Origin of the sequence: Candidatus Kosakonia sp. 282A-S69, assembly GCF_029433855.1 — a bacterium.
GTDB lineage: Bacteria > Pseudomonadota > Gammaproteobacteria > Enterobacterales > Enterobacteriaceae > Kosakonia > Kosakonia cowanii_A.
This window is the reverse complement of sequence record NZ_JAROAU010000001.1, coordinates 1,114,920-1,137,672: the sequence shown is the minus strand read 5'-3', so window position 1 is coordinate 1,137,672 and position 22,753 is coordinate 1,114,920. Positions and strand designations below refer to the sequence as shown.

21 protein-coding genes are annotated in these 22,753 nt (G+C 58.6%); 8 read left to right on the top strand and 13 right to left on the bottom strand.

Annotation, left to right across the window (positions count from 1 at the left end):
* Nucleotides 1-112 precede the first annotated feature (112 nt).
* The 4 genes from sdhB to sdhC are packed head-to-tail and all read right to left on the bottom strand — an operon-like array spanning nt 113 to nt 3,357.
* Complete coding sequence (gene sdhB, locus PU683_RS05040) at nt 113-829, bottom strand: succinate dehydrogenase iron-sulfur subunit SdhB (protein ID WP_277170497.1); 717 nt, start codon at nt 827-829, stop codon at nt 113-115.
* A gap of 16 nt (nt 830-845) precedes the next feature.
* Nucleotides 846-2,612 carry a succinate dehydrogenase flavoprotein subunit gene (gene sdhA, locus PU683_RS05035; protein ID WP_277170448.1) on the bottom strand — a complete coding sequence of 589 codons (1,767 nt, stop codon included), beginning with the start codon at nt 2,610-2,612 and terminating at the stop codon, nt 846-848.
* The gene (sdhD, locus tag PU683_RS05030) at nt 2,612-2,959 is read right to left on the bottom strand and encodes a succinate dehydrogenase membrane anchor subunit (protein WP_277170447.1); all 348 of its coding nucleotides are present in this window, start codon (nt 2,957-2,959) and stop codon (nt 2,612-2,614) included. Before sdhD ends, sdhA begins: the two co-directional genes overlap by 1 nt.
* Nucleotides 2,953-3,357, bottom strand: coding sequence for a succinate dehydrogenase cytochrome b556 subunit (sdhC, locus tag PU683_RS05025; RefSeq protein ID WP_042712793.1), 405 nt, complete (start codon nt 3,355-3,357; stop codon nt 2,953-2,955). The genes sdhD and sdhC overlap by 7 nt, the downstream gene beginning before the upstream one ends.
* Nucleotides 3,358-3,681: 324 nt before the next feature.
* Between sdhC and PU683_RS22400 the strand changes: the two genes are divergently transcribed.
* Nucleotides 3,682-3,789: a hypothetical protein gene (locus PU683_RS22400; protein ID WP_420028337.1), complete on the top strand. Its 108-nt coding sequence runs from the start codon at nt 3,682-3,684 to the stop codon at nt 3,787-3,789.
* A 203-nt stretch (nt 3,790-3,992) separates the two neighbouring features.
* The gene (locus tag PU683_RS05020; RefSeq protein ID WP_277170446.1) at nt 3,993-5,279 is read left to right on the top strand and encodes a citrate synthase; all 1,287 of its coding nucleotides are present in this window, start codon (nt 3,993-3,995) and stop codon (nt 5,277-5,279) included.
* Between the two features lie 335 nt (nt 5,280-5,614).
* Here the strand turns inward: PU683_RS05020 and nei are convergent, their stop codons facing one another.
* The 8 genes from nei to PU683_RS04980 all read right to left on the bottom strand — a co-directional run bounded on the left by nei (nt 5,615) and on the right by PU683_RS04980 (nt 12,177).
* The gene (gene nei, locus PU683_RS05015) at nt 5,615-6,406 is read right to left on the bottom strand and encodes an endonuclease VIII (protein ID WP_277170445.1); all 792 of its coding nucleotides are present in this window, start codon (nt 6,404-6,406) and stop codon (nt 5,615-5,617) included.
* A gap of 12 nt (nt 6,407-6,418) precedes the next feature.
* Complete coding sequence (pxpA, locus tag PU683_RS05010) at nt 6,419-7,159, bottom strand: 5-oxoprolinase subunit PxpA (protein WP_277170444.1); 741 nt, start codon at nt 7,157-7,159, stop codon at nt 6,419-6,421.
* Complete coding sequence (gene pxpC / locus PU683_RS05005; protein WP_277170443.1) at nt 7,149-8,081, bottom strand: 5-oxoprolinase subunit PxpC; 933 nt, start codon at nt 8,079-8,081, stop codon at nt 7,149-7,151. The genes pxpA and pxpC overlap by 11 nt, the downstream gene beginning before the upstream one ends.
* Nucleotides 8,075-8,731, bottom strand: a complete 657-nt coding sequence (gene pxpB, locus PU683_RS05000; protein WP_277170442.1) for a 5-oxoprolinase subunit PxpB — start codon at nt 8,729-8,731, stop codon at nt 8,075-8,077. The genes pxpC and pxpB overlap by 7 nt, the downstream gene beginning before the upstream one ends.
* An 11-nt stretch (nt 8,732-8,742) precedes the next feature.
* Nucleotides 8,743-9,486, bottom strand: coding sequence for a type 2 GTP cyclohydrolase I (locus PU683_RS04995; protein WP_277170441.1), 744 nt, complete (start codon nt 9,484-9,486; stop codon nt 8,743-8,745).
* Nucleotides 9,487-9,494: 8 nt separating this feature from the next.
* On the bottom strand, nt 9,495-10,907 hold the full coding sequence (gene phrB, locus PU683_RS04990; protein ID WP_277170440.1) for a deoxyribodipyrimidine photo-lyase: 1,413 nt from the start codon (nt 10,905-10,907) through the stop codon (nt 9,495-9,497).
* Nucleotides 10,908-10,914: 7 nt separating this feature from the next.
* Complete coding sequence (locus PU683_RS04985) at nt 10,915-11,868, bottom strand: YbgA family protein (protein ID WP_124969110.1); 954 nt, start codon at nt 11,866-11,868, stop codon at nt 10,915-10,917.
* A gap of 102 nt (nt 11,869-11,970) precedes the next feature.
* Nucleotides 11,971-12,177: a YbfA family protein gene (locus PU683_RS04980; RefSeq protein WP_023478218.1), complete on the bottom strand. Its 207-nt coding sequence runs from the start codon at nt 12,175-12,177 to the stop codon at nt 11,971-11,973.
* Nucleotides 12,178-13,104: 927 nt separating this feature from the next.
* Between PU683_RS04980 and kdpF the strand changes: the two genes are divergently transcribed.
* From kdpF to kdpE, 6 genes are read left to right on the top strand one after another with little or no spacing between them, the layout of a single operon-like run.
* Nucleotides 13,105-13,194, top strand: coding sequence for a K(+)-transporting ATPase subunit F (gene kdpF / locus PU683_RS04975; protein WP_034813094.1), 90 nt, complete (start codon nt 13,105-13,107; stop codon nt 13,192-13,194).
* On the top strand, nt 13,194-14,870 hold the full coding sequence (gene kdpA / locus PU683_RS04970; RefSeq protein ID WP_277170439.1) for a potassium-transporting ATPase subunit KdpA: 1,677 nt from the start codon (nt 13,194-13,196) through the stop codon (nt 14,868-14,870). The genes kdpF and kdpA overlap by 1 nt, the downstream gene beginning before the upstream one ends.
* 20 nt (nt 14,871-14,890) lie before the next feature.
* Complete coding sequence (kdpB, locus tag PU683_RS04965) at nt 14,891-16,939, top strand: potassium-transporting ATPase subunit KdpB (RefSeq protein ID WP_277170438.1); 2,049 nt, start codon at nt 14,891-14,893, stop codon at nt 16,937-16,939.
* 12 nt (nt 16,940-16,951) lie between these two features.
* Nucleotides 16,952-17,527: a potassium-transporting ATPase subunit KdpC gene (gene kdpC / locus PU683_RS04960; protein ID WP_277170437.1), complete on the top strand. Its 576-nt coding sequence runs from the start codon at nt 16,952-16,954 to the stop codon at nt 17,525-17,527.
* A gap of 3 nt (nt 17,528-17,530) precedes the next feature.
* Nucleotides 17,531-20,218 carry a two-component system sensor histidine kinase KdpD gene (gene kdpD, locus PU683_RS04955; protein WP_277170436.1) on the top strand — a complete coding sequence of 896 codons (2,688 nt, stop codon included), beginning with the start codon at nt 17,531-17,533 and terminating at the stop codon, nt 20,216-20,218.
* A complete protein-coding gene (gene kdpE / locus PU683_RS04950) occupies nt 20,215-20,892 on the top strand; it encodes a two-component system response regulator KdpE (protein ID WP_277170435.1) in 678 nt (225 codons plus the stop codon). Before kdpD ends, kdpE begins: the two co-directional genes overlap by 4 nt.
* A gap of 214 nt (nt 20,893-21,106) precedes the next feature.
* On the opposite strand, the gene pgm is transcribed toward kdpE, so the two are convergent.
* Complete coding sequence (pgm, locus tag PU683_RS04945; protein ID WP_277170434.1) at nt 21,107-22,747, bottom strand: phosphoglucomutase (alpha-D-glucose-1,6-bisphosphate-dependent); 1,641 nt, start codon at nt 22,745-22,747, stop codon at nt 21,107-21,109.
* Between the last annotated feature and the right edge of the window lie 6 nt (nt 22,748-22,753).

Here is a 22,753-nt window from a genome sequence, read left to right as displayed (position 1 = left end):
CAGTGGCGGTTTTTAGAGGTTTCTGCTGCTTTACTCGCCCGGACGCTTGCGCTTACCGGGCTTATCAATACTGTAGGCCGGATAAGCGCAAGCGCCATCCGGCTTTTAGCTTTTATGCACTGCGTTGCAACAACATTGACTTAATGTGGCCAATGGCGCGCGTCGGGTTGAGCCCTTTCGGACATACACTGACGCAGTTCATGATGCTGTGGCAGCGGAATACGCTGAAAGCATCGCTCAGGCCATCCAGGCGTTTATCCGTTTCCGTATCGCGGCTGTCGATCAGGAAGCGGTAGGCCGCCAGCAGGCCTGCCGGGCCGATGAATTTCTCCGGGTTCCACCAGAACGACGGGCAAGAGGTCGAGCAGCAGGCACAGAGAATACACTCATAGAGACCGTCGAGTTTCTCACGCTGCTCCGGGGCCTGCAGGTGCTCACGCGCCGGCGGATTTTGCCCATTATTCAACAGGTAAGGCTTAATTTTTTCATATTGGGCATAGAACTGCCCCATGTCCACCACCAAATCGCGGATCACCGGCAAACCCGGCAGCGGGCGGATCACAATCTTCTTCTTACCATTGCCAAGCGCGGAAATCGGGGTGATACAGGCCAGCCCGTTTTTGCCGTTCATGTTCAGACCATCGGAACCGCACACCCCTTCACGGCAGGAGCGGCGGAACGACAGCGTGGAGTCGGTCTCTTTCAGCTGCATTAAGGCATCAAGCAGCATCATGTCGCGACCCTCTTCCGCTTCCAGGGTGTAATCCTGCATGCGCGGCGCGTCGTCGACGTCGGGGTTATAGCGATAAATCGAGAATTCGAGTTTCATCAATCCTGTCTCCGCATTAATAAGTACGAATCTTCGGCGGGAACGCCGGACGCAGTTTCGGTTCCATATTGACGCTGCGACGCGTCATAGATTCCGTCTCTGGCAGGTACAGGGAGTGACACAACCAGTTCTCATCGTCACGATCCGGATAGTCGAAGCGGCTATGGGCGCCACGGCTTTCGGTTCGGAAGTTGGCAGAAACCGCCGTTGCATAGGCCGTTTCCATCAGGTTATCCAGTTCCAGACACTCAACGCGCTGAGTGTTGAATTCGCTGGAGGTATCGTCCAGACGGGCATTTTTGAGACGCTCGCGGATCACTTTCAGCTGCTCAAGCCCCTTCGCCATCGCATCGCCTTCACGGAAGACCGAGAAGTTGTGCTGCATACACTCTTGCAGCGCTTTACGAATGGTGACCGGATCTTCGCCATCGCGGTTGTTGTTCCAGCGGTTAAGGCGCTCAAGAGACGCCTCAACATCAGACTCGCTGGCATCACGCAGCGCGCCCTGCTCGGCGATAGACTCCTGCAGATGCAGACCGGCTGCGCGGCCAAACACCACCAGGTCAAGCAGCGAGTTGCCGCCCAGACGGTTCGCACCGTGTACCGATACGCAGGCGATTTCGCCTACCGCGAACAGACCCGGGATCACCACATCTTCGCCCTGGGCGTTAACGGTCAGCGCCTGGCCGGTCACTTTGGTCGGAATACCGCCCATCATGTAGTGACAAGTCGGGATAACCGGAATCGGCTCTTTCACCGGATCGACGTGGGCAAAGGTGCGCGACAGCTCAAGGATGCCCGGCAGGCGCGATTCCAGCACCTCTTTACCAAGATGATCGAGTTTCAGCTTGGCGTGCGGGCCCCACGGACCATCACAACCGCGGCCTTCACGAATTTCGATCATGATCGAGCGCGCAACCACATCGCGGCCCGCCAGATCTTTCGCGTTCGGCGCGTAACGCTCCATAAAGCGCTCGCCATGTTTGTTCAGCAGATAGCCGCCTTCACCACGGCACCCTTCGGTCACCAGCACGCCCGCGCCAGCGATACCGGTCGGGTGGAACTGCCACATCTCCATATCCTGCACCGGTACGCCGGCACGCAGAGCCATCCCGACACCGTCACCGGTGTTGATGTGTGCGTTCGTGGTGGACTGGTAAATACGCCCCGCCCCGCCGGTTGCCAGCACGGTTGCACGCGCTTTGAAGTAGACCACTTCGCCGGTTTCGATACAGAGTGCCGTACAGCCGACCACCGCGCCATCCTGGTTTTTCACCAGATCGAGCGCATACCATTCGGAAAAGATGGTGGTGTGGTTTTTCAGGTTCTGCTGATAAAGGGTGTGCAATAGCGCGTGACCGGTACGGTCAGCCGCTGCCGCAGTACGTGCCGCCTGCTCGCCGCCGAAATCTTTCGACTGGCCGCCAAACGGACGTTGATAGATGCGGCCATCTTCCAGGCGGGAAAAAGGCAGGCCCATATGTTCCAGCTCAAGAATCGCTTCCGGGCCGGTTTTACACATATATTCAATGGCGTCCTGGTCACCGATATAGTCGGAGCCTTTTACCGTGTCATACATGTGCCATTCCCAGTTATCTTCATGGGTATTGCCCAGCGCAACGGTGATACCGCCCTGCGCAGAGACAGTGTGGGAACGGGTTGGAAAGACTTTAGAGAGCAGCGCGCAGGTTTGCCCGCTCTGGGAAATTTGCAGCGCCGCGCGCATACCTGCGCCACCTGCGCCAATTACAACAGCATCAAATTCTCTGACTGGCAGTTTCATTACACACCCCACACCACAACGAATCCATAAATGACGTACGCGACCAGCGCCACAACAATCACCAGCTGCAGCAGCAGGCGCGTTGCAACGTGCTTAACGTAGTCGGTCAATACCTGCCACATGCCAATCCACGCGTGGATCAGGATGGAAAAGAGCGCCAGCAGGGTAAAGACTTTCGTGAAGGCGGAGGAGAAGAAGCCCGTCCAGACACTCCAGGTCAGTTCGCTGTGCAGTGCGAAAAAGCCGACCATGTAAATGATGTATAACGTCAGGACAATAGCGGTAGCACGGACGAGAATAAAATCATGTACGCCGTTGCGTCCTAATGCGGAGGCGTTGCTTACCATACGAGGACTCCTGCGAGAATTGAAAGCACGACAGTGATCACAAAAGAAATATTAGCGGAACGTTTTCCTGCGGCGAGGTTCTCTTCCAGCCAGCCAAAATCCATAAACATGTGGCGAATGCCGCCGACAGCGTGATACGCCAGCGCGGTGAGAATGCCCCAGAAGATGAATTTGACGAAGAAACTGCTCATGATGGCAGAGGCGGCCTGGAAGCCCTCTTCAGATGACAGCGACAAGCCCAGTAACCACAACAGAATGCCGATCGCCACAAACGTGATGACGCCGGAAACGCGGTGGAGAATGGAAGCTATAGCCGTAACAGGAAACTGGATAGTTGTTAAATCCAGATTGACAGGTCTTTGTTTTTTCACATTTTTTATCATGAATAACGCCCACATGCTATTCTTATAGTTTCCTTCCTCCGGTCTGCGTGCGGGTCAGACAGCGTCCTTTCTATAACTGCTCGTCATGCAAAAAATGTGCTTCCATATGCTAAACGACAGGTTACAACGCTGGGTGGCTCGGGATGGCAGGGTATTCCGGAGACCTGGCGGCAGTATAGGTCGTTCACAAAATCATTACAATTAACCTACATATAGTTTGTCGGGTTTTATGCAGAACAGTGACCAAGGTCACGATAACAACATTATTTTAAAATTTAATCACCTGATTTGACAAAAGTTAAACATTATTGTTACAAACTACGCCAGAAAGAACTTATAATGCTTAAAAGTTATGGGGTCTTGCTTTCACCTGAGAATAAGTTATGCAACAGTGTGATGGTATTGACCGATTTAATTAGGACAGTTATTAGTGATATACAGGTTTGATAAATTCGGACTGCTAAGACGCTGATTTGCTGTTTTTTCACTGTATTTTCAATGTGTATCTGCACGCGCCTATCGCTCTGTACCCTGGTATCTCCTCTTCGCAGAGCAGCGAGCTATATAACAATTCGTTAACATTGACGGTCAAGTGAAGGCAAACCCGGTGGCTGGCGGTCTTAAGCAATAAGGCGCTAAGGAGACCGTAAATGGCTGATAAGAAAGCAACCATCACCTACAATGGTGACGATGCTATTGAACTGGATGTGCTAAAAGGCACACTCGGTCAGGATGTTATTGATATCCGTAGTCTCGGTTCAAAAGGAGTTTTTACTTTTGACCCAGGTTTTACCTCAACCGCATCATGCGAATCCAAAATCACCTTTATCGACGGCGATGAAGGTATTCTGCTGCACCGTGGCTTCCCCATCGATCAACTGGCGACCGAGTCCAATTATCTGGAAGTGTGCTACATCCTGCTGTACGGCGAAAAACCGACGCAGGAACAGTTTGACGAGTTCAAACTGACGGTTACGCGCCACACGATGATCCATGAGCAGATTACCCGTCTGTTCCACGGTTTCCGTCGCGACTCGCACCCGATGGCGGTGCTGTGCGGTGTGACAGGCGCACTGGCGGCGTTCTACCACGACTCGCTGGATGTGAACAATCCGCGCCACCGTGAAATCGCCGCGTTCCGTCTGCTCTCCAAAATGCCGACCGTGGCCGCGATGTGCTACAAGTACTCCATCGGTCAGCCGTTTGTTTATCCGCGCAACGACCTCTCCTACGCGGGCAACTTCCTGCACATGATGTTCTCCACACCGTGCGAACCGTACGAAGTGAACCCGGTTCTGGAACGCGCCATGGATCGTATTCTGATCCTGCACGCTGACCATGAGCAGAATGCCTCCACCTCTACGGTGCGTACCGCAGGCTCGTCGGGCGCGAACCCGTTTGCCTGTATCGCGGCGGGTATCGCCTCCCTGTGGGGACCGGCGCACGGCGGTGCGAACGAAGCCGCACTGAAGATGCTGGAAGAGATCAGCACCGTTAAACACATTCCGGAATTCCTGCGTCGCGCGAAAGACAAGAACGATTCGTTCCGTCTGATGGGCTTCGGTCACCGTGTCTATAAGAACTATGATCCGCGCGCTACCGTGATGCGTGAAACCTGCCACGAAGTGCTGCGTGAACTGGGGACCAAAGATGATCTGCTGGAAGTGGCAATGGAGCTGGAGCACATTGCGCTCAACGATCCGTACTTCATCGAACGCAAACTCTACCCGAACGTCGATTTCTACTCTGGCATTATTCTGAAAGCGATGGGCATCCCGTCGTCTATGTTTACGGTGATCTTCGCGATGGCGCGTACCGTGGGCTGGATTGCGCACTGGAACGAGATGCACGATGACGGCATTAAGATTGCCCGTCCGCGTCAGCTCTATACCGGTTACGATAAACGCGAGTTTTCGTCAGATCTGAAAAAAGATTAATCCCCGCTAATGCCCGGAGGCACTCCGCTTACCGGGCCTGCACCTGCCCCACCCCGTAATATTGCCCGATGGCGCTTTGCTTATCGGGCCTACGATTGTATTGGCATCCCCCTGAACACGTTGCCTGATGGCACTGCGCTTATCGGGCCTACGATTGTATTGGCATCCCCCTGAACACATTGCCCGATGGCACTGCGCTTATCGGGCCTACGATTGTATTGGCATCCCCGTGAACACATTGCCCGATGGCACTGCGCTTATCAGGCCGAAGATGGTTGCATTGGCCCGGTTCCGTAGGCCGGATAAGGCGTATCCGCCCTCCGGCACTTTCTCGTCTACTGCTGGCACCCCGGACACCAATAAAAGGGTCTTGAGGAGAGCGTCGTCTTCTCAATAATGCCGCCGCAGCGCTCGCACGTCTTCCCGGCCCGGTGAAACACCTTAAAACGAAACAGCGCCCCGTGATGTTTTTTCTCATCGACCCGCCCACGGGTCTGATAGGAAAGACGCGGGATTGCCAGCAATGCCTCTGCCAGCAGATCGAGTTCGGTGTCGCTAAGCTGTTCCGCTTTGCGCTGCCCGGTCAGCCCGCTCTGCCAGAGAATTTCGACGCGCAGATAGTTTCCCAGCCCGGCGAGAAACGCCTGGTCGAGTAAGAGCCCGGCAAACTGCCGACGGCGGAAGCGCGGCGACAGCAGACGCGCTTTCACCTCTTCCACCGTCAGACGCCTATCCAGCACATCCGGCCCTACGCGCAGCAAAAAGGGGTGTTGCGCCAGTTGCTCCGCCGTCAGCAGCGCAATCTCTGAGGCGCTATAGAGCAAAATCGCCTTATCTGCCGCCTGCAGGCGCACGCGTAGCACGCGGTTGGTCTCCGGCATCTCGCCCGCCTTCACCACGCGCCAGACGCCGTAGAGCTGGTTGTGGCTGTAGAGCGTTAGCCCGCCGGAAAAGTGCGTCAACAGCGCTTTGCCTCGTGTCTCAATGGCCTCGATCTGCTGCCCTACCAGCCCGGCGGCACGATCCACAAGGTGCGGCTGGCCAAACCACACCTCGGTCAGCGGTTTGCCCTTAATTGCGGCTTCCAGCGTGTCCGCCGCGCGGCGGATCTCCGGTCCTTCCGGCATGAAAACTCCTTATCAGCGTGATGAAACGGTAATACCTTCGGCAACAAAAGCAGCCCGTAAACGGCGGGCAAAGGCCAGCGCGTGCGCCCCATCGCCATGCAGGCAGACCGTTTGCGCGTTAACGGACGCATAGTCGCCCTCTACGCTTTTAACGCGCCCGCCCTGCACCATCTCCAGCGTCTGCGCCAGCGCAAGCTGCTCATCCTCAATCAGTGCGCCCGGCTCGCCGCGTGGCACGAGCTGACCACTGCGCTGATAACCGCGGTCAGCGAACACCTCCTCGCGCGTGGCTAATCCCATCCGCTCGCCCGCACGGATCAGCTCGCTGCCCGCCAGCCCGACCAGTATTAACCCTGAATCGAGATCGCGCACTGCCCGGGCAATGGCATCGGCAAGCGCCGCATCCTGCGCCGCCTGGTTATAGAGCATGCCGTGGGGTTTCACGTGCGACAGAAGAGCACTGCGCGATTTCGCCAGCGCCGCCAGCGCCCCACACTGGTAAAGCACTTCGCTATAGACCACGTCCGGCGCGGTGGACATTCTCTTGCGGCCAAAGTTCTCGCGATCGAGAAACGACGGGTGCGCGCCGATAGCGACGCTGTTCGCCTGCGCCTGCTCAATGCAGGTGAGCATGGTGGCGGCATCGCCGGCGTGAAAGCCGCAGGCAATATTCACTGAGCTCACCACCTGCATCAGTTCGCGATCGTTTTGGGCAAAGCCCTCGCCGATGTCGGCGTTTAAATCAATCCGCATCGCGCAGCCGCCACGCCAGTTGATCGAGGAACAGGCGCTGTTCGCGCCGCGCCTGCAGCGCCTCGTCGAGAGAGCACTGCACAAAGTGCACCGGCTGACCGAGGCGAATTTGCGCCAGACGGTAGAGATCGGCTTCGATAATGCAGGCAATACGCGGATAACCGCCGGTGGTCTGGCAATCATTCATCAATACAATCGGCTGACCATTTGAGGGCACCTGGATAACGCCGGGCAGTAGCCCGTGAGAGAGCAGATCCCGCTCTGTCGTGCGCACCAGCGGCTGACCCTGCAGACGGTAACCCATACGGTTGCTCTGCGGATTGATATGCCACGGTAGCCGCCAGAACGCCTCCTGGGAGGCGGCGTCAAACTCATGATACTCCGGCCCCGGCAGCGCACGGATACGGTTCGTCCACAACAGCTGCTTTACCCCCTGCTGCGCGGAGAAGTTCCGTGTGGCGGTGCCCAGCGGCAGCGTGTCGCCATCGCGCAGCAGGCGCCCCTCCAGCCCACCGATGGCGGTTTGCAGATCGGTACTGCCCGATCCCATCACCGCCGGCAGATCGAAACCACCTGCGACCGCGAGATAGCTGCGCACGCCAAAGCGCGGGCGATTCAGCACCAGCCGCTGCCCGGCCTTCGCCGCAAAGCGCCAGCCGGTCCACACGTCCGTGCCATCAAGCGTCGCATCGCAGCCCGCGCCGGTGAGAGCAAACCAGCAATCGCGGGCGAACTCAACTTCACACTGGCCGAGCGTGATCTCCAGCGCCGCGGCCTGCGGTGGGTTGCCGACCAGCGCATTGGCAATCTCCAGCGCCGGGCCATCAAGCGCGCCGCAGTAGCTGACGCCGGACTGACGCAGGCCGATGCGTTTGCCGCCCTGCAACGAGGTGTACATCCCGGCGCGAATCACGCTTAACATAAGCCCTCCTTACGCGGGATAAAGCGCAGCGTGTCGCCAGGCCGCAGCAGCGACGGCTCCGCTAAGCGCGAGTTAAACAGCGTCAGATCGGTACGCCCGATCAGATTCCAGCCGCCGGGGCTGGCGAGCGGGTAAATGCCCGTTTGCGCGCCGCCAATGCCGACCGACCCGGCAGGCACGCTGACGCGCGGCTCCGCCCGGCGCGGCGTTGCCAGCGCCTGCGGCATACCGCCGAGATAGGGGAAACCGGGTTGAAAGCCGATAAACCACACCCGGTATTCGATGGAGGCGTGCAGCTCGACGACCTGCTTTTCGCTCATGCCGCAGTGGTCGGCGACATGCGCCAGATCCGGCCCGGCCTCACCGCCGTAAACCACCGGGATCTCAATGGCCCGCGACTCCGGCTCCAGCGCCTCGCTCTCTTCCCACCAGCGTTGCAGATGCTCAATCGCATCCAGCGCCAGCGTGGTCGGATCGCGCAGCACAACGGTTACGTTATTCATCCCCGGAATCGCTTCCACCACCTCCGGGAACGTCGCCAGCCGCTGCGTCAGCCGCCAGATACGCTTTTGCGTCGCCAGCTGGACCGGCGGCTCCAGCTCCAGCACGACGGCGGTTTCACCTAACAGATAACAACGCGCTCGCTGCACTTGCCTGCTCCTTACGCCGGGTTAGGGATATCGATAAAGGTCACATCCAGATCGGTATTGGCGGTGAGCCACTCGCCAAGGGCGCGGATGCCGCCGCGCTCGGTGGCGTGGTGCCCGGCCGCGAAGAAGTGCAGCCCCTGCTCACGCGCAGAATGAATCGTCTGCTCCGACACTTCGCCGGTGATAAAGGCATCGACGCCAAAGGCGGCGGCTTTATCAATAAAGCCCTGACCGCCGCCGGTGCACCACGCCACGCGCGTAATGGTGGCAGGGCCGGTATCGCCGCACCACAGCGGTTTACGCCCGAGGCGCGCTTCGATCCATGATGCCAGTTCCAGACCGGGAACCGGCATCGAGAGTTCCCCCCACGGCACCAGCGGTTCAATCTCCCCCTGCACCGTGATGCCGAGCAGTGCCGCAAGCTGCGCGTTATTCCCCAGTTCCGGGTGAGCGTCGAGCGGCAGATGCCAGCCGTAGAGATTGATATCGTTCGCCAGCAGGGTTTTCAGGCGGTTACGCTTCATGCCGCGAATGATCGGCGCTTCGTTTTTCCAGAAGTATCCGTGATGGACGATGACCGCATCGGCCCCCAGGCGCACGGCTTCATCAAGCAGCGCCTGGCTTGCGGTGACGCCGGTGACGATCTTCCCTACTTCCTCTCGTCCCTCAACCTGCAGGCCATTCGGGCCATAATCGCTGAACGCCGCACTGTTGAGTTTTTCATTAATCAATTTTTCCAGTTCGGTATTTTTCATGCTCACTCTTACCCTTTTCGCGCGGCTTCATAGGCCGCCAGCGTGGCGCTTCGCGCCTGTTTATGATCGACAATCGGGCGCGGATAATCGAGCTTAACGCCCTGCTTATCCGCCCAGACCCAGGGTTGATGGATGGCTTTTTGCGGCACGGTTTTCAGTTCCGGTAGCCAGCGGCGAATAAACTCGCCGTCCGCATCGAAGCGCTCCCCCTGGGTGGTCGGGTTGAAGATACGGAAGTAGGGCGCGGCATCGGTACCCGTTGAGGCCGCCCACTGCCAGCCGCCGTTATTCGCCGCGTAGTCGCCATCCACCAGCTGTGCCATAAAATAGCGCTCTCCTACCCGCCAGTCGATAAGCAGGTCTTTGATCAGGAAGCTGGCGGTAATCATACGCAGGCGGTTGTGCATCCAGCCGGTCTCATTCATCTGACGCATCGCTGCATCAACAATCGGATAGCCAGTCATCCCCTTTTTCCAGGCTTCCAGATGCTGCGGGTTATCCTGCCACTGCACCTTTTCTGTCCACGAGATAAACGGGCGATGTTTACACAGCGCAGGATGGTAGGTGATGAGATGGCGATAAAATTCGCGCCAGATTAGCTCGCTCAGCCATACCGCGCCCGGCCCGCCCTCCAGCACATCCGGCTGCTCAGCGAGCAAGCGGTGCAGACACTGGCGCGGCGAGAGCGCGCCGATGGCGAGGCTGGCAGAGAGACGGCTGGTGCCCTCAATGGCGGGGAAATCGCGCTGCTGCTCATATTCGGCCACCTGGTGCTGGCAGAAGTGGCGCAAGCGGGCGATGGCCTGCTTCTCATCTGGCGGGAAGCGTTTTTCGTCAAAGGGCTGTTGCGGGTAGTTGAGTGATAGCGGCTTCACTTTAAGTGCCCCACCTTCGCGCGGCTGTGGCGCGGCGACGCACTCCGGCAGATCCTCTTTTAAACGGCGTAAGAAGGCGTTCTTAAAGGGGGTGAAAACTTTAAACATCTCACGATTGCCGGTCATCACGCTGCCGGGTGCCAGCATTACGCTGTCGTCAAAACCCTGACAGGCGACATCAGGCAGCGCCTTCTCCACCGCCGCATCGCGCTGGCGCTCATTAAGTTCATACTGATAGTTATAAAAAAGATGGCTGACCTGCTCCTGCTCGCACACCTCGGCAATCGCCTGCACGCTGGCGGCAAAGTCATCCACTTCGCGGAAGATAAGCTCAATGCCGCGCTCGGCGAGTGACTGCTGAAGCGCATTGAGATGAGCCGCAATCAGAGCAGCCTGGCGCGGTGCCATTAAGTGCTGCTGCCACTGCTTCGGGGTCGCGATAAACAGGGCTTTTACCGTTGCGTTCGCGCTACGGCAGGCCGCCGCCAGCGCGAGGTTATCGTGCACGCGCAAATCCGTGCGAAACCAGACCAGATGGGTGGTCATAATGCTCCTAATGTCCGTAACGTAAGCGCAGCGCTTCCGGCCAGGGGTCAAAATAGCGCTGTCCGGAGAGATAAGCATCCGGGAACTCAGCCATGTAGTGTTTCAGTAAAGTGACGGGTGCCAGCAGCGGCTGAATGCCCTGCCGGTAGCTGTCGATAAGTTTCGATAACTCTTCACGCTGGCGGGCATTGAGCTGCTTGCGGAAGTAGCCCTGGACATGCATCAGCACGTTGGTGTGATTACGGCGGGTAGCCTGGTGTGAGAGCAGATCCATCAAGCGCTGGCGATACTCGACAAACCACTCCTCAAGGGAGGCCCATTCATGGATGGCAGCGACAAAACGCCCCAGCTCGCGGTACTTCGGCTGGGAGTGCGCCAGCAGCAGCAGTTTGTAACGGCTGTGGTAGGCGATCAGCTCGCCGCGCGTCAGGCCACGCTCGCGTACGCTGTTCAGTTCATGCAGGGCGTAGATACGCTCAACAAAGTTCTCACGGATATGGGGATCGTGCAGGCGGCCATCCTCCTCTACCGGCAGCCATGGATGCGTCTCCATCAGAATGTCGGTGAAGATACCGCGCCCGGCTTTGCGGTTATTTTTGCCATCTGCGTCGTATACACGCACCCGCTCCATACCGCAGGAGGGAGATTTAGCGCAAACGATATAGCCGCACAAATGGTCGAGACGGCTGACGCGCTCGCGGGAGAAGTGCGCCATCTGTTCGGTTAAATCACCTTCCCGTTTGTCGCTAAAGCGCAGCGAAACACCGCTCTCCTCTTTGACCAACCGCAGCGCCGGACGCGGCACCGGCAGGCCAATGGCCATCTCCGGGCAGACCGGCTCAAAACGCATCCACGGTGATAGCTCTTCAACTGCAAAGGCAAGCCGCTTATGGCCGCCGTCAAAACGGACTTGTTCCCCTAATAAACAGGCACTAATGCCGACAGGGATTTTCTCACTCATAGCGACTCCTTGATTAGACATAATCATTGTAGTCAAAGGCCGCAGGTAAAAAAAAGCCACCGCAAATGCGGTGGCGCGATCGGGTTGCTGTGTGTAGCCCGATTAATAAAAGTCGCAGGTTACTTTTTCTGCTTGATCCATCCATACCGGTTTCTCGCTGGTCTTAGCCCAGACGCGGTGCAGATAGCTGTAGAACCGTGCGCGATCCTTCCAGAACAACATCACCGGCAGTGCCAACAGACCCGCCGCAACGGCGAAAGCACGACGCATCAGCACAATGTGCGCTGGAAACATTTTATATGTGTTCATAAATCTCTCCCCTTTGTCAGGCCGGTATCGGTCACCGGAAAAAAGTTACCGCAGCGGTAAGTGAGTAACAAAAAAAACGCTGCGAGAGTAAAATCTGCTCAAAATAATACCGCTTTGTTTGTAATTTTACTACTCATCCGACCACTATTTTTATCTGATTCGCGTTTATTTACACGCAATCCGTAAGTAAGTTACAAAATGGTTAAATTTAAAATAACCATTGGTTAAATAATGGTTTTAAATGTTGCATTTTCGGAACGGAGCCGCTGGAATCATGTAGGCTGGAAAAGGCGAAGCCGCCATCCGGCAATCGGTGCGGCACGTTGCCTCGGTGGAAGGGGTTCTGTAGGCCGGATAAGGCGGAGCCGCCATCCGGCAATGGGTCTGGTATGTGGCTTCGGTGGAAGGGTTCCGTTCACCATGGATTGGGGAGTTTCATTCATCTCTTATGCGGTGAACGGGACAAGGGGGGGGACCGCTCCCCCCTTGTCAATCCCCGCGGCCCCGCGAGGAAATCGGTGCTACGCACTGCGCTCACCTCCCGCGTGCCTGACTGCGGTCGGCTCGACTCGACATCCTGTCTCGGTTCGCCTCTGTCCGCCATCCATGGCGTCCAGACCTTGTCATTCCCGCTTCGGTTCGCCGATTTCAGCGGGGACACAACCCCTCGCTGTCATATTGCAGATAAAAGCAACATCGGTGTGGCTGTAGGCGCGTTTTGGTAGGCCGGATAAGGCATAGCCACCATCCGGCAATTGGTGCCGCGGTGATAATGCCGGATGGCGCTGCGCTTATCCGGCCTACAAATCGTTCATTTTTCATTCATTTTTATACTTTTTTTACACCCCGCCCGGGGATTTTTGCGAAATCTTTGCGCCTGAAAAATTAGCCTCTCTGCACATCCTTAAATCACCCCGGAGGTGAACTGTGAGTGCAGGCGTGCTAATCGGCATCGTGCTGGTTTTCCTGTTATTGGGCTACCTGATTTACGCCCTGTTAAACGCGGAGGCATTTTAATGGCCGCTCAAGCGTTTCTTCTGGTTGCCGGCTTTTTGCTGGTGCTGTTCCTGCTGGCGCGCCCGCTTGGCTCGCTGCTGGCGAAGCTGATTGCCGGGCAGCCCTTGCCGGGCGTCGGCGCGGTTGAGAATCTCCTCTGGCGCGGGTTAGGCATCGACACCCGTGAAATGAACTGGCGACACTATCTGCTGGCGATCCTGGGGCTCAACCTGTTGGGCCTCCTCCTGCTGTTTGCCCTGCTGATGCTGCAAGGCATTCTGCCGCTGAACCCGCAGAACCTGCCTGGCCTCTCCTGGCATCTGGCACTCAACACTGCCGTCAGCTTTGTCAGCAATACCAACTGGCAATCCTATGCTGGTGAAAGCACGCTGAGTTACTTTAGCCAGATGGTGGGCCTGACGGTACAGAACTTCCTCTCAGCCGCTACCGGCATTGCGGTGGTGTTTGCGCTGATCCGCGCCTTCGCCCGCCGCAGCATGGAGACGCTGGGCAACGCATGGGTCGATCTGACGCGCATTACGCTCTGGGTACTGCTGCCGCTGGCGCTGCTGATCGCCCTCTTTTTTATCCAGCAAGGGACGCTGCAAAACCTGCTCCCCTACCAGCCCTACACCTCTCTTGAAGGGGTTAAGCACCTGATGCCGATGGGCCCGGTCGCCTCGCAGGAAGCGATTAAAATGCTTGGCACCAACGGCGGCGGTTTCTTTAACGCCAACTCCTCCCATCCGTTTGAAAACCCTACCGCGCTGACCAACTTTGTGCAGATGCTGGCGATCTTCCTGATCCCTGCCGCACTCTGTTTCGCCTTTGGTGAAGCGGTGAGCGATCGCCGCCAGGGGCAGATGCTGCTGTGGGCGATGTCGATAATCTTTGTCGTCTGCGTGGCGATTGTGATGTGGGCCGAGTGGCAAGGTAATCCGCACTTCCTGACGCTCGGCGGCGACAGCACTATCAATATGGAAGGTAAAGAGAGCCGCTTCGGCATCCTCGCCAGCAGCCTTTACGCCGTGGTGACTACCGCTGCTTCCTGCGGTGCGGTCAACGCCATGCATGACTCTTTCACCGCGCTCGGCGGCATGATCCCGATGTGGTTAATGCAGATTGGCGAAGTGGTGTTTGGTGGCGTCGGCTCAGGCCTCTACGGCATGCTGCTGTTTGTTCTGCTGGCGGTATTTATCGCCGGGCTGATGATTGGCCGCACGCCGGAGTTCCTCGGTAAAAAAATTGATGTCCGCGAAATGAAAATGACCGCGCTGGCGATCCTTGTCACCCCGGCACTGGTGCTGATCGGTACGGCGCTGGCGATGATGACCGACGCCGGGCGTAGCGGTATGTTTAACCCCGGCATTCATGGCTTCAGTGAAGTGCTGTATGCCGTCTCCTCTGCCGCCAACAACAACGGCAGCGCCTTTGCTGGCCTGAGCGCCAACACGCCATTCTGGAACTGTCTGCTCGCCTTCTGCATGTTTGTCGGCCGCTTCGGCGTGATTGTGCCGGTGCTGGCAATTGCGGGCTCGCTGGTGAGTAAAAAAATTCAGCCCACCAGCTCCGGCACCCTGCCGACCCACGGCCCGCTCTTTATCGGCCTGCTGATCGGCACCGTGCTGCTGGTTGGCGCATTGACCTTTATTCCTGCCCTGGCCCTCGGCCCGGTGGCGGAATACCTTCAGTTTTGAGTCTGGCGGAGACCACTATTATGAGTCGCAAACAACTGGCCCTGTTTGACGCGAACCTTGTTCGCCAGGCGCTGATGGGTTCCTTAACGAAATTAAGCCCGCAGGTGCAGTGGCGGAACCCGGTAATGTTTATCGTCTGGATCGGCAGCCTGCTCACGACCCTGCTGGCGATCGCCATGGCAACCGGCCATCTGGTGGGTAACGCGTGGTTTACCGGCGCAATCAGCCTCTGGCTGTGGGTGACGGTGCTGTTTGCCAACTTCGCCGAAGCGCTGGCGGAGGGGCGCAGCAAAGCGCAGGCTAACAGCCTGAAAGGGGTGAAAAAGACGGTCTTTGCCCGCAAACTGCGCGCGCCGCAGCACGATGCGCCGATGGATCATGTTCCGGCGGATGAGCTACGCAAAGGGGATGTGGTGCTGGTTGAAGCGGGAGATATTATTCCCTGCGACGGCGAGGTGATCGAAGGCGGTGCGTCGGTGGATGAGAGCGCCATTACCGGTGAATCCGCGCCGGTGATCCGCGAGTCCGGCGGCGATTTTGCCTCTGTGACTGGCGGCACGCGTATCCTCTCTGACTGGCTGGTGATCCAGTGCAGCGTCAACCCGGGCGAAACCTTTCTCGATCGCATGATCGCCATGGTCGAAGGTGCCCAGCGGCGCAAAACCCCTAATGAGATCGCGCTGACCATTCTGCTGGTGGCGCTAACCATTGTCTTCCTGCTGGCGACCGCCACGCTGTGGCCCTTCTCGGTTTATGGCGGCACAGCGGTCAGCGTCACGGTGCTGGTTGCGCTGCTGGTCTGCCTGATCCCGACCACCATCGGTGGCCTGCTGTCGGCAATTGGCGTGGCCGGGATGAGCCGCATGCTGGGTGCGAACGTGATCGCCACCAGCGGACGCGCCGTCGAAGCGGCAGGCGACGTTGATGTCCTGCTGCTGGATAAAACCGGCACCATCACCCTCGGCAACCGCCAGGCGTCGGACTTTTTACCCGCGCGCGGCGTCGATGAAAAGACGCTGGCCGATGCGGCGCAGCTCTCTTCGTTAGCTGATGAAACCCCGGAAGGACGCAGCATTGTGATCCTCGCCAAGCAGCGCTTTAACCTGCGCGAGCGGGATATGCAGAGCCTGCAGGCGACCTTCGTCCCCTTTACCGCGCAAACACGCATGAGCGGGATTAATGTGCAGGATCGCATGATCCGCAAAGGCTCGGTGGATGCGATTCGCCGTCATATCGAGGCCAATGGCGGCAACTTCCCGGTGGATGTTGAGACTATCGTGGAAAATGTGGCCCGCCAGGGTGCGACGCCGCTGGTGGTGGCAGAAGGGGCCAACGTGCTGGGCGTTATCGCGCTGAAAGATATTGTCAAAGGCGGCATTAAAGAGCGCTTCGCCCAGTTGCGTAAGATGGGTATTAAAACCGTGATGATCACCGGCGATAACCGCTTAACCGCCGCAGCGATTGCCGCCGAAGCGGGTGTGGATGACTTCCTCGCCGAAGCGACGCCGGAGGCGAAACTGGCGCTGATTCGTCAATATCAGGCCGAAGGTCGCCTGGTGGCAATGACCGGCGACGGTACCAACGATGCCCCGGCGCTGGCGCAGGCCGATGTCGCAGTGGCGATGAACTCCGGTACCCAGGCGGCGAAAGAGGCGGGCAATATGGTCGATCTCGACTCGAACCCGACCAAGCTGATCGAGGTGGTGCATATCGGCAAACAGATGCTGATGACGCGCGGGTCGCTGACCACGTTTAGTATTGCCAATGACGTGGCGAAATATTTCGCCATCATCCCTGCGGCGTTTGCGGCCACCTATCCGCAGCTAAACGCGCTGAATGTGATGCATCTGCACTCCCCCTCTTCGGCAATTTTAAGTGCGGTGATCTTTAACGCGCTGGTGATTGTGTTCCTCATCCCGCTGGCGCTGAAAGGGGTGAGCTACAAGCCGCTGACCGCCTCGGCGATGCTGCGCCGCAACTTGTGGATTTATGGTCTGGGCGGTCTGCTGGTGCCATTTATCGGCATCAAAGCAATCGATCTGCTGCTCACGCTGTTCGGTCTGGTTTAAGGAGTGAAAAAGATGGCTTTATTACGTCCCGCCTTTCTGCTTTTAATACTGCTGACGTTTATCACCGGCGGGCTCTACCCGCTGCTGACCACCGCCCTTGGGCAGTGGTGGTTTCACGACCAGGCGAACGGCTCGCTGATCCAGCAGGGCGATATGGTGCGCGGCTCCCGTCTGCTGGGCCAGGATTTTACTGCGCCAGGTTATTTTCACGGTCGCCCCTCCGCGACAGCCGATGCGCCCTATAATCCGATGGCCTCGGGCGGCAGCAATCTGGCAGGCAGCAACCCGGAGCTGGATAAGCAGGTTGCCGAGCGCGTGGCGCAGCTGCGCGCGGCAAATCCGCACTCACCGGCAGCGATTCCGGTCGAGCTGTTAACCACTTCAGCCAGCGGGCTGGATGGTCAGCTCTCGCCGCAGGCGGCCAGCTGGCAGAGCCCGCGTGTGGCGCAAGCGCGCGGTTTGTCGCTACAGACGGTCAATGATTTGGTTAATAAATACACCGAAACACCGCTGGTTAACTTCCTCGGTCAGCCGGTGGTGAATGTGGTTGAACTTAATCTGGCGCTGGATGCGCTGAAGGATAAATAACGCATGAGTGATGAGCCGTTGCGCCCTGACCCCGACCGCCTACTGGAACATGCTGCCACGGCACACCGGGGCAAGCTGAAGATCTTTTTCGGAGCCTGCGCCGGGGTGGGTAAAACCTATGCCATGCTGCAGGAAGCGCAGCGGCTGCGGGCGCAGGGGCTGGACGTGCTGCCGGGCGTGGTGGAGACGCACGGGCGCAAAGAGACCGCCGCGCTGATGGCGGGCTTGCCGCTACAACCCGTGCGGCGCATCGCCCACCGCGGGCGCGTGGTACATGAGTTTGATCTGGACGCCGCCCTTGCGCGGCGTCCGGCGCTGATTCTGATGGATGAGCTGGCGCACAGTAACGCCCCCGGCTCGCGTCATCCGAAACGCTGGCAGGATGTGGAGGAGTTGCTGGAAGCCGGCATCGACGTCTTTACCACCGTTAATGTGCAGCACCTGGAGAGCCTGAATGATGTGGTCAGCGGCGTGACCGGCATTCAGGTGCGCGAAACGGTGCCCGACCCCTTTTTTGATAGCGCGGATGAGATTGTGCTGGTCGATCTACCACCGGACGATCTGCGCCAGCGGCTGCATGAAGGCAAAGTCTATATTGGCGGCCAGGCGGAGCGCGCCATTGAGCACTTCTTTCGCAAAGGCAATCTGATTGCGCTGCGCGAGCTGGCGCTACGGCGTACCGCCGACCGGGTAGATGATCAGATGCGCGCCTGGCGCGACCGCCTCGGTGAAGAGAAGGTGTGGCATACCCGCGACGCCATTCTGCTCTGCGTCGGCCACGGCGCGGGCAACGAGAAACTGATCCGCACCGCAGCAAGGCTGGCGGCGAAGCTCGGCAGCGCCTGGCATGCGGTCTATGTTGAAACCCCAACCCTGCACAAATTACCGGAGTCACAGCGGCGGGCAATCTTAAGCGCCCTGCGGCTGGCCCAGGAGCTGGGCGCCGAGACGGCAACCCTCGCCGACCCGGCAGAAGATCGCGCAATATTGCGCTACGCCCGCGAACATAACCTCGGCAAAATCCTGATTGGCCGACGCGATAACCGTCGCTGGTGGCACCGTGAATCCTTCGCTGACCGCCTGGCGCGCCGCGCGCCGGATCTCGATCTGGTGATTATTGCCCTGCAGGAGAGCCCCCAGACGCTACCGGCGCGCAGCGGCGATTCCCGCCCCTTTTTCGACCGCTGGCGCGTTCAGCTCACCGGTTGTGCGGTCGCGCTGGCGCTTTGCGCGGCGATCACCTTTATCGCCTTGCAGTGGCTGACGGCGTTTGAGGCCACCAACCTGGTGATGATCTACCTGCTGGGCGTGGTGCTGGTGGCGCTGTTCTATGGCCGCTGGCCATCGGCTTTCGCCACGGTGATTAATGTTCTCAGCTTCGATCTCTTTTTTATCTCGCCGCGCGGCACGCTGGCGGTGTCGGATGTGCAGTATCTGCTCACCTTTGGCGTGATGCTGACCGTCGGGCTGGTGATTGGCAACCTGACCGCCGGCGTGCGTTACCAGGCGAGGGTGGCGCGTTACCGCGAGCGGCGCACACGTCATCTCTACGAGATGTCGAAAGCGCTGGCGGCGGGACGCAATAATCAGGATATCGCCGCCACCAGCGAAACCTTTATTCACTCCACCTTCGAGGCGCGCAGCAAACTACTGTTGCCGAATAGCGAGGGCAAACTGGCGGCGGTCACTGAAAATCAGGGCATGACGCCGTGGGATGATGCCATTGCCCGCTGGAGTTTTGATAAGGGCCAGCCTGCGGGCGCCGGCACCGATACGCTACCCGGCGTGCCCTATCAAATCTTGCCGCTAAAAAATGATGATACTGTTTATGGCTTGCTGATTGTGGAGCCGGCGAATCTGCGCCAGCTGATGATCCCCGAGCAGCAGCGGCTGCTGGAAACCTTCACCCTGCTGGTCGCGAATGCGCTCGAGCGCCAGGCGCTGGCAACGCGTGAAGAGCAGGCGCGGCTTGCAAGCGAGCGCGAGAGCCTGCGCAACTCGCTACTGGCCGCCCTCTCCCACGATCTGCGCACCCCGCTCACCGTGCTGTTTGGTCAGGCGGAGATCCTGACGCTGGATCTCGCCAGCGAAGGGTCAAAACATGCCCCGCAGGCCAACGAGATCCGTCAGCATGTGCTCAACACCACCCGGCTGGTAAATAATCTGCTGGATATGGCGCGTATCCAGTCTGGCGGCTTTAATTTAAAACGTGAGTGGCTGACGCTGGAAGAGGTCGTCGGCAGTGCGCTGCGTACCCTTGAGCCGGTGCTGGGCGGGCAACATATTGCGCTGTCGCTGCCCGACCCGCTGATGCTGGTGCATGTTGATGGCCCGCTGTTCGAGCGCGTGTTGATCAACCTGCTGGAAAACGCGGTGAAATATGCCGGTTCCGGCGCGCAGATTGGTATTGAATCGCACAGCACACCGACCAGGTGGACGCTGGAGGTGTGGGATAACGGGCCGGGGATCCCGCCGGGTCAGGAGCACGCCATTTTTGAAAAATTTGCGCGCGGGACCAAGGAGTCGGCCATCCCCGGCGTTGGCCTGGGGCTGGCGATTTGCCAGGCGATTGTCGAGGTGCATGGCGGCACCATCGACGCACAAAACCGTCCACAGGGAGGCGCGCGCTTTTATGTTACACTCGCACGGGAAACGCCCCCGCAACTGGATGAATTACCCGAGGATCTGTGATTAACGTTCTGATTGTCGAAGATGAACAGGCCATCCGCCGCTTTCTGCGCACCGCGCTGGAAGCAGAGGGGCTGCGCGTGCACGAAGCGCAGACGCTGCAGCGCGGGTTAATTGAAGCGGCAACGCGCAAGCCGGATCTGGCGATCCTCGACCTCGGTTTGCCGGACGGCGACGGTCTCGATTTTATCCGCGATGTGCGCCAGTGGAGCCAGATGCCGATTATTGTTCTGTCGGCACGTATCGAAGAGAGCGACAAGATCGCCGCACTGGATGCGGGTGCGGATGATTACCTCAGTAAACCCTTCGGCATTGGCGAGTTGCAGGCGCGGCTGCGGGTTGCGCTGCGCCGCCATGCCGCCAGTACGCCGGGCGAACCGGTGATGACCTTTGGCGATATCCGTGTTGATCTCGCCAGCCGCCGCATCCAGCGCGGCGACGAGGAGATCCACCTGACGCCGATTGAGTTTCGCCTGCTGGCGGTGCTGCTCAATAACCACGGCAAAGTGCTGACCCAGCGCCAGTTGTTAAGCCAGGTGTGGGGGCCGAATGCCGTTGAGCATAGCCACTATCTGCGAATTTATATGGGCCATTTGCGACAAAAGCTGGAGAGCGATCCGGCGCGCCCGCGTCACCTGTTGACCGAGACCGGGATCGGGTACCGGTTTATGTTGTGAGGCGTAATGGTAGCCGTTGGATTGCCGGATGGCGCTACGCTTAACCGGCCTACGGGTTAGGTGTTCCATGCAATCTGATTGCCGGATGGCGCTGCGCTTATCCGGCCTACGGGTTTCAGGTTTAGCGTTTCATGCAGTTGTAGGTCGGATAAGGCGTCAGCCGCCATCCGACACAAAAAAGGCTCCCGAGGGAGCCTTTTTGCTGTGCCGCGATTTACGCGTTTTTCAGCACTTCGCTGACAATTTCTACCGCTTCTTTCTCAATCAGCTTACGGTGTTCGTCGCCGAGGAAACTTTCGCAGTAAATTTTGTAGGCGTCTTCGGTGCCGGACGGACGCGCGGCAAACCAGCCATTGTCGGTCATCACTTTCAGGCCGCCAATCGAGGCGCCGTTACCTGGTGCTGCGGTCAGGCGAGCGGTGATCGCGTCACCCGCCAGCGTGCTGGCGCTCACCATTTCAGGAGAGAGTTTAGACAACGCCGCTTTCTGCGCGGACGAGGCTGCAGCCTGCAGACGGTTGTAGCTTGGCGCGCCAAAGCGGGCAGCCAGTTCGTCATAGTGCTGCTGCGTGTTTTTACCGGTCACCGCAGTGATCTCTGCCGCCAGCAGGCACATGATGATGCCATCTTTATCCGTGGACCACGGCGTGCCATCGAAGCGCAGGAACGAGGCGCCCGCGCTCTCTTCACCGCCGAAGCCGAAGCTGCCGTCGTGCAGACCATCGACAAACCACTTAAAGCCCACCGGCACTTCCACCAGCTTGCGGCCAAGGTCGTTAACCACGCGGTCAATCATCGCCGAGGAGACCAGCGTTTTACCGACGGCGACATCGTTGCCCCACTGCGGACGATGCTGGAACAGATAGTTGATCGCTACCGCCAGATAGTGGTTCGGGTTCATCAGCCCAGCCGGCGTGACGATGCCGTGGCGGTCGTAATCCGGGTCGTTGGCGAACGCCAGGTCAAACTTATCGCGCAGCGCCAGCAGACCGGCCATCGCGCACTCGGAGGAGCAGTCCATGCGGATCGCGCCATCTTTATCGAGGTGCATAAAGCGGAAGGTCTGGTCGACTTCATCATTAACGATGGTGAGATCGAGCTTGTAGTGCTCGGCGATACGTTTCCAGTACTCAATTCCGGAGCCGCCCAGCGGATCGACGCCCAGTTTCAGGCCCGCTTTCTGGATTGCCGCCATATCGACAATCTCTGCCAGCCCTTCAATAAACGGCTGAACCAGATCTTTTTCAGTGACGTGACCGGAAGCCATCGCGGCATCCAGAGAGATGCGTTTTACACCTTTAAGATCGTCGGCCAGCAGCGCGTTAGCGCGATCTTCCACCACTTTCGTGACGTTGGTGTCGGCCGGGCCGCCGTTCGGCGGATTGTATTTGATGCCGCCATCTTCCGGCGGGTTGTGGGAGGGCGTAATCACGATGCCATCCGCCTGCGCACCCCCCTTTTTGTTGTGCATAAGGATGGCGTTGGAGATAGCAGGCGTCGGCGTAAAGCCGTTATTTTCCTGCACGATGATATCGACGCCGTTGGCAGCCAGCACTTCCAGCACGGAGATAAACGCCGGCTCAGAGAGGGCGTGCGTGTCTTTACCGACATAGCACGGCCCGGTGATGCCGTTTTTCGCACGCTCTTCGGCAATCGCCTGGGCGATAGCGAGAATATGCGGTTCGTTAAAGCTGTGACGCCATGCGCTACCACGGTGACCTGAGGTACCAAATTTCACCGCATGGTCAGCATTGCCAACTTCCGGTTTCAACACATAGTACTGCGCAGTCAACTGCGCGACGTTAATCAAATCGCCCTGTTGTGCAGGTTGCCCGGCACGCGGATGGTTTGCCATTGCTTC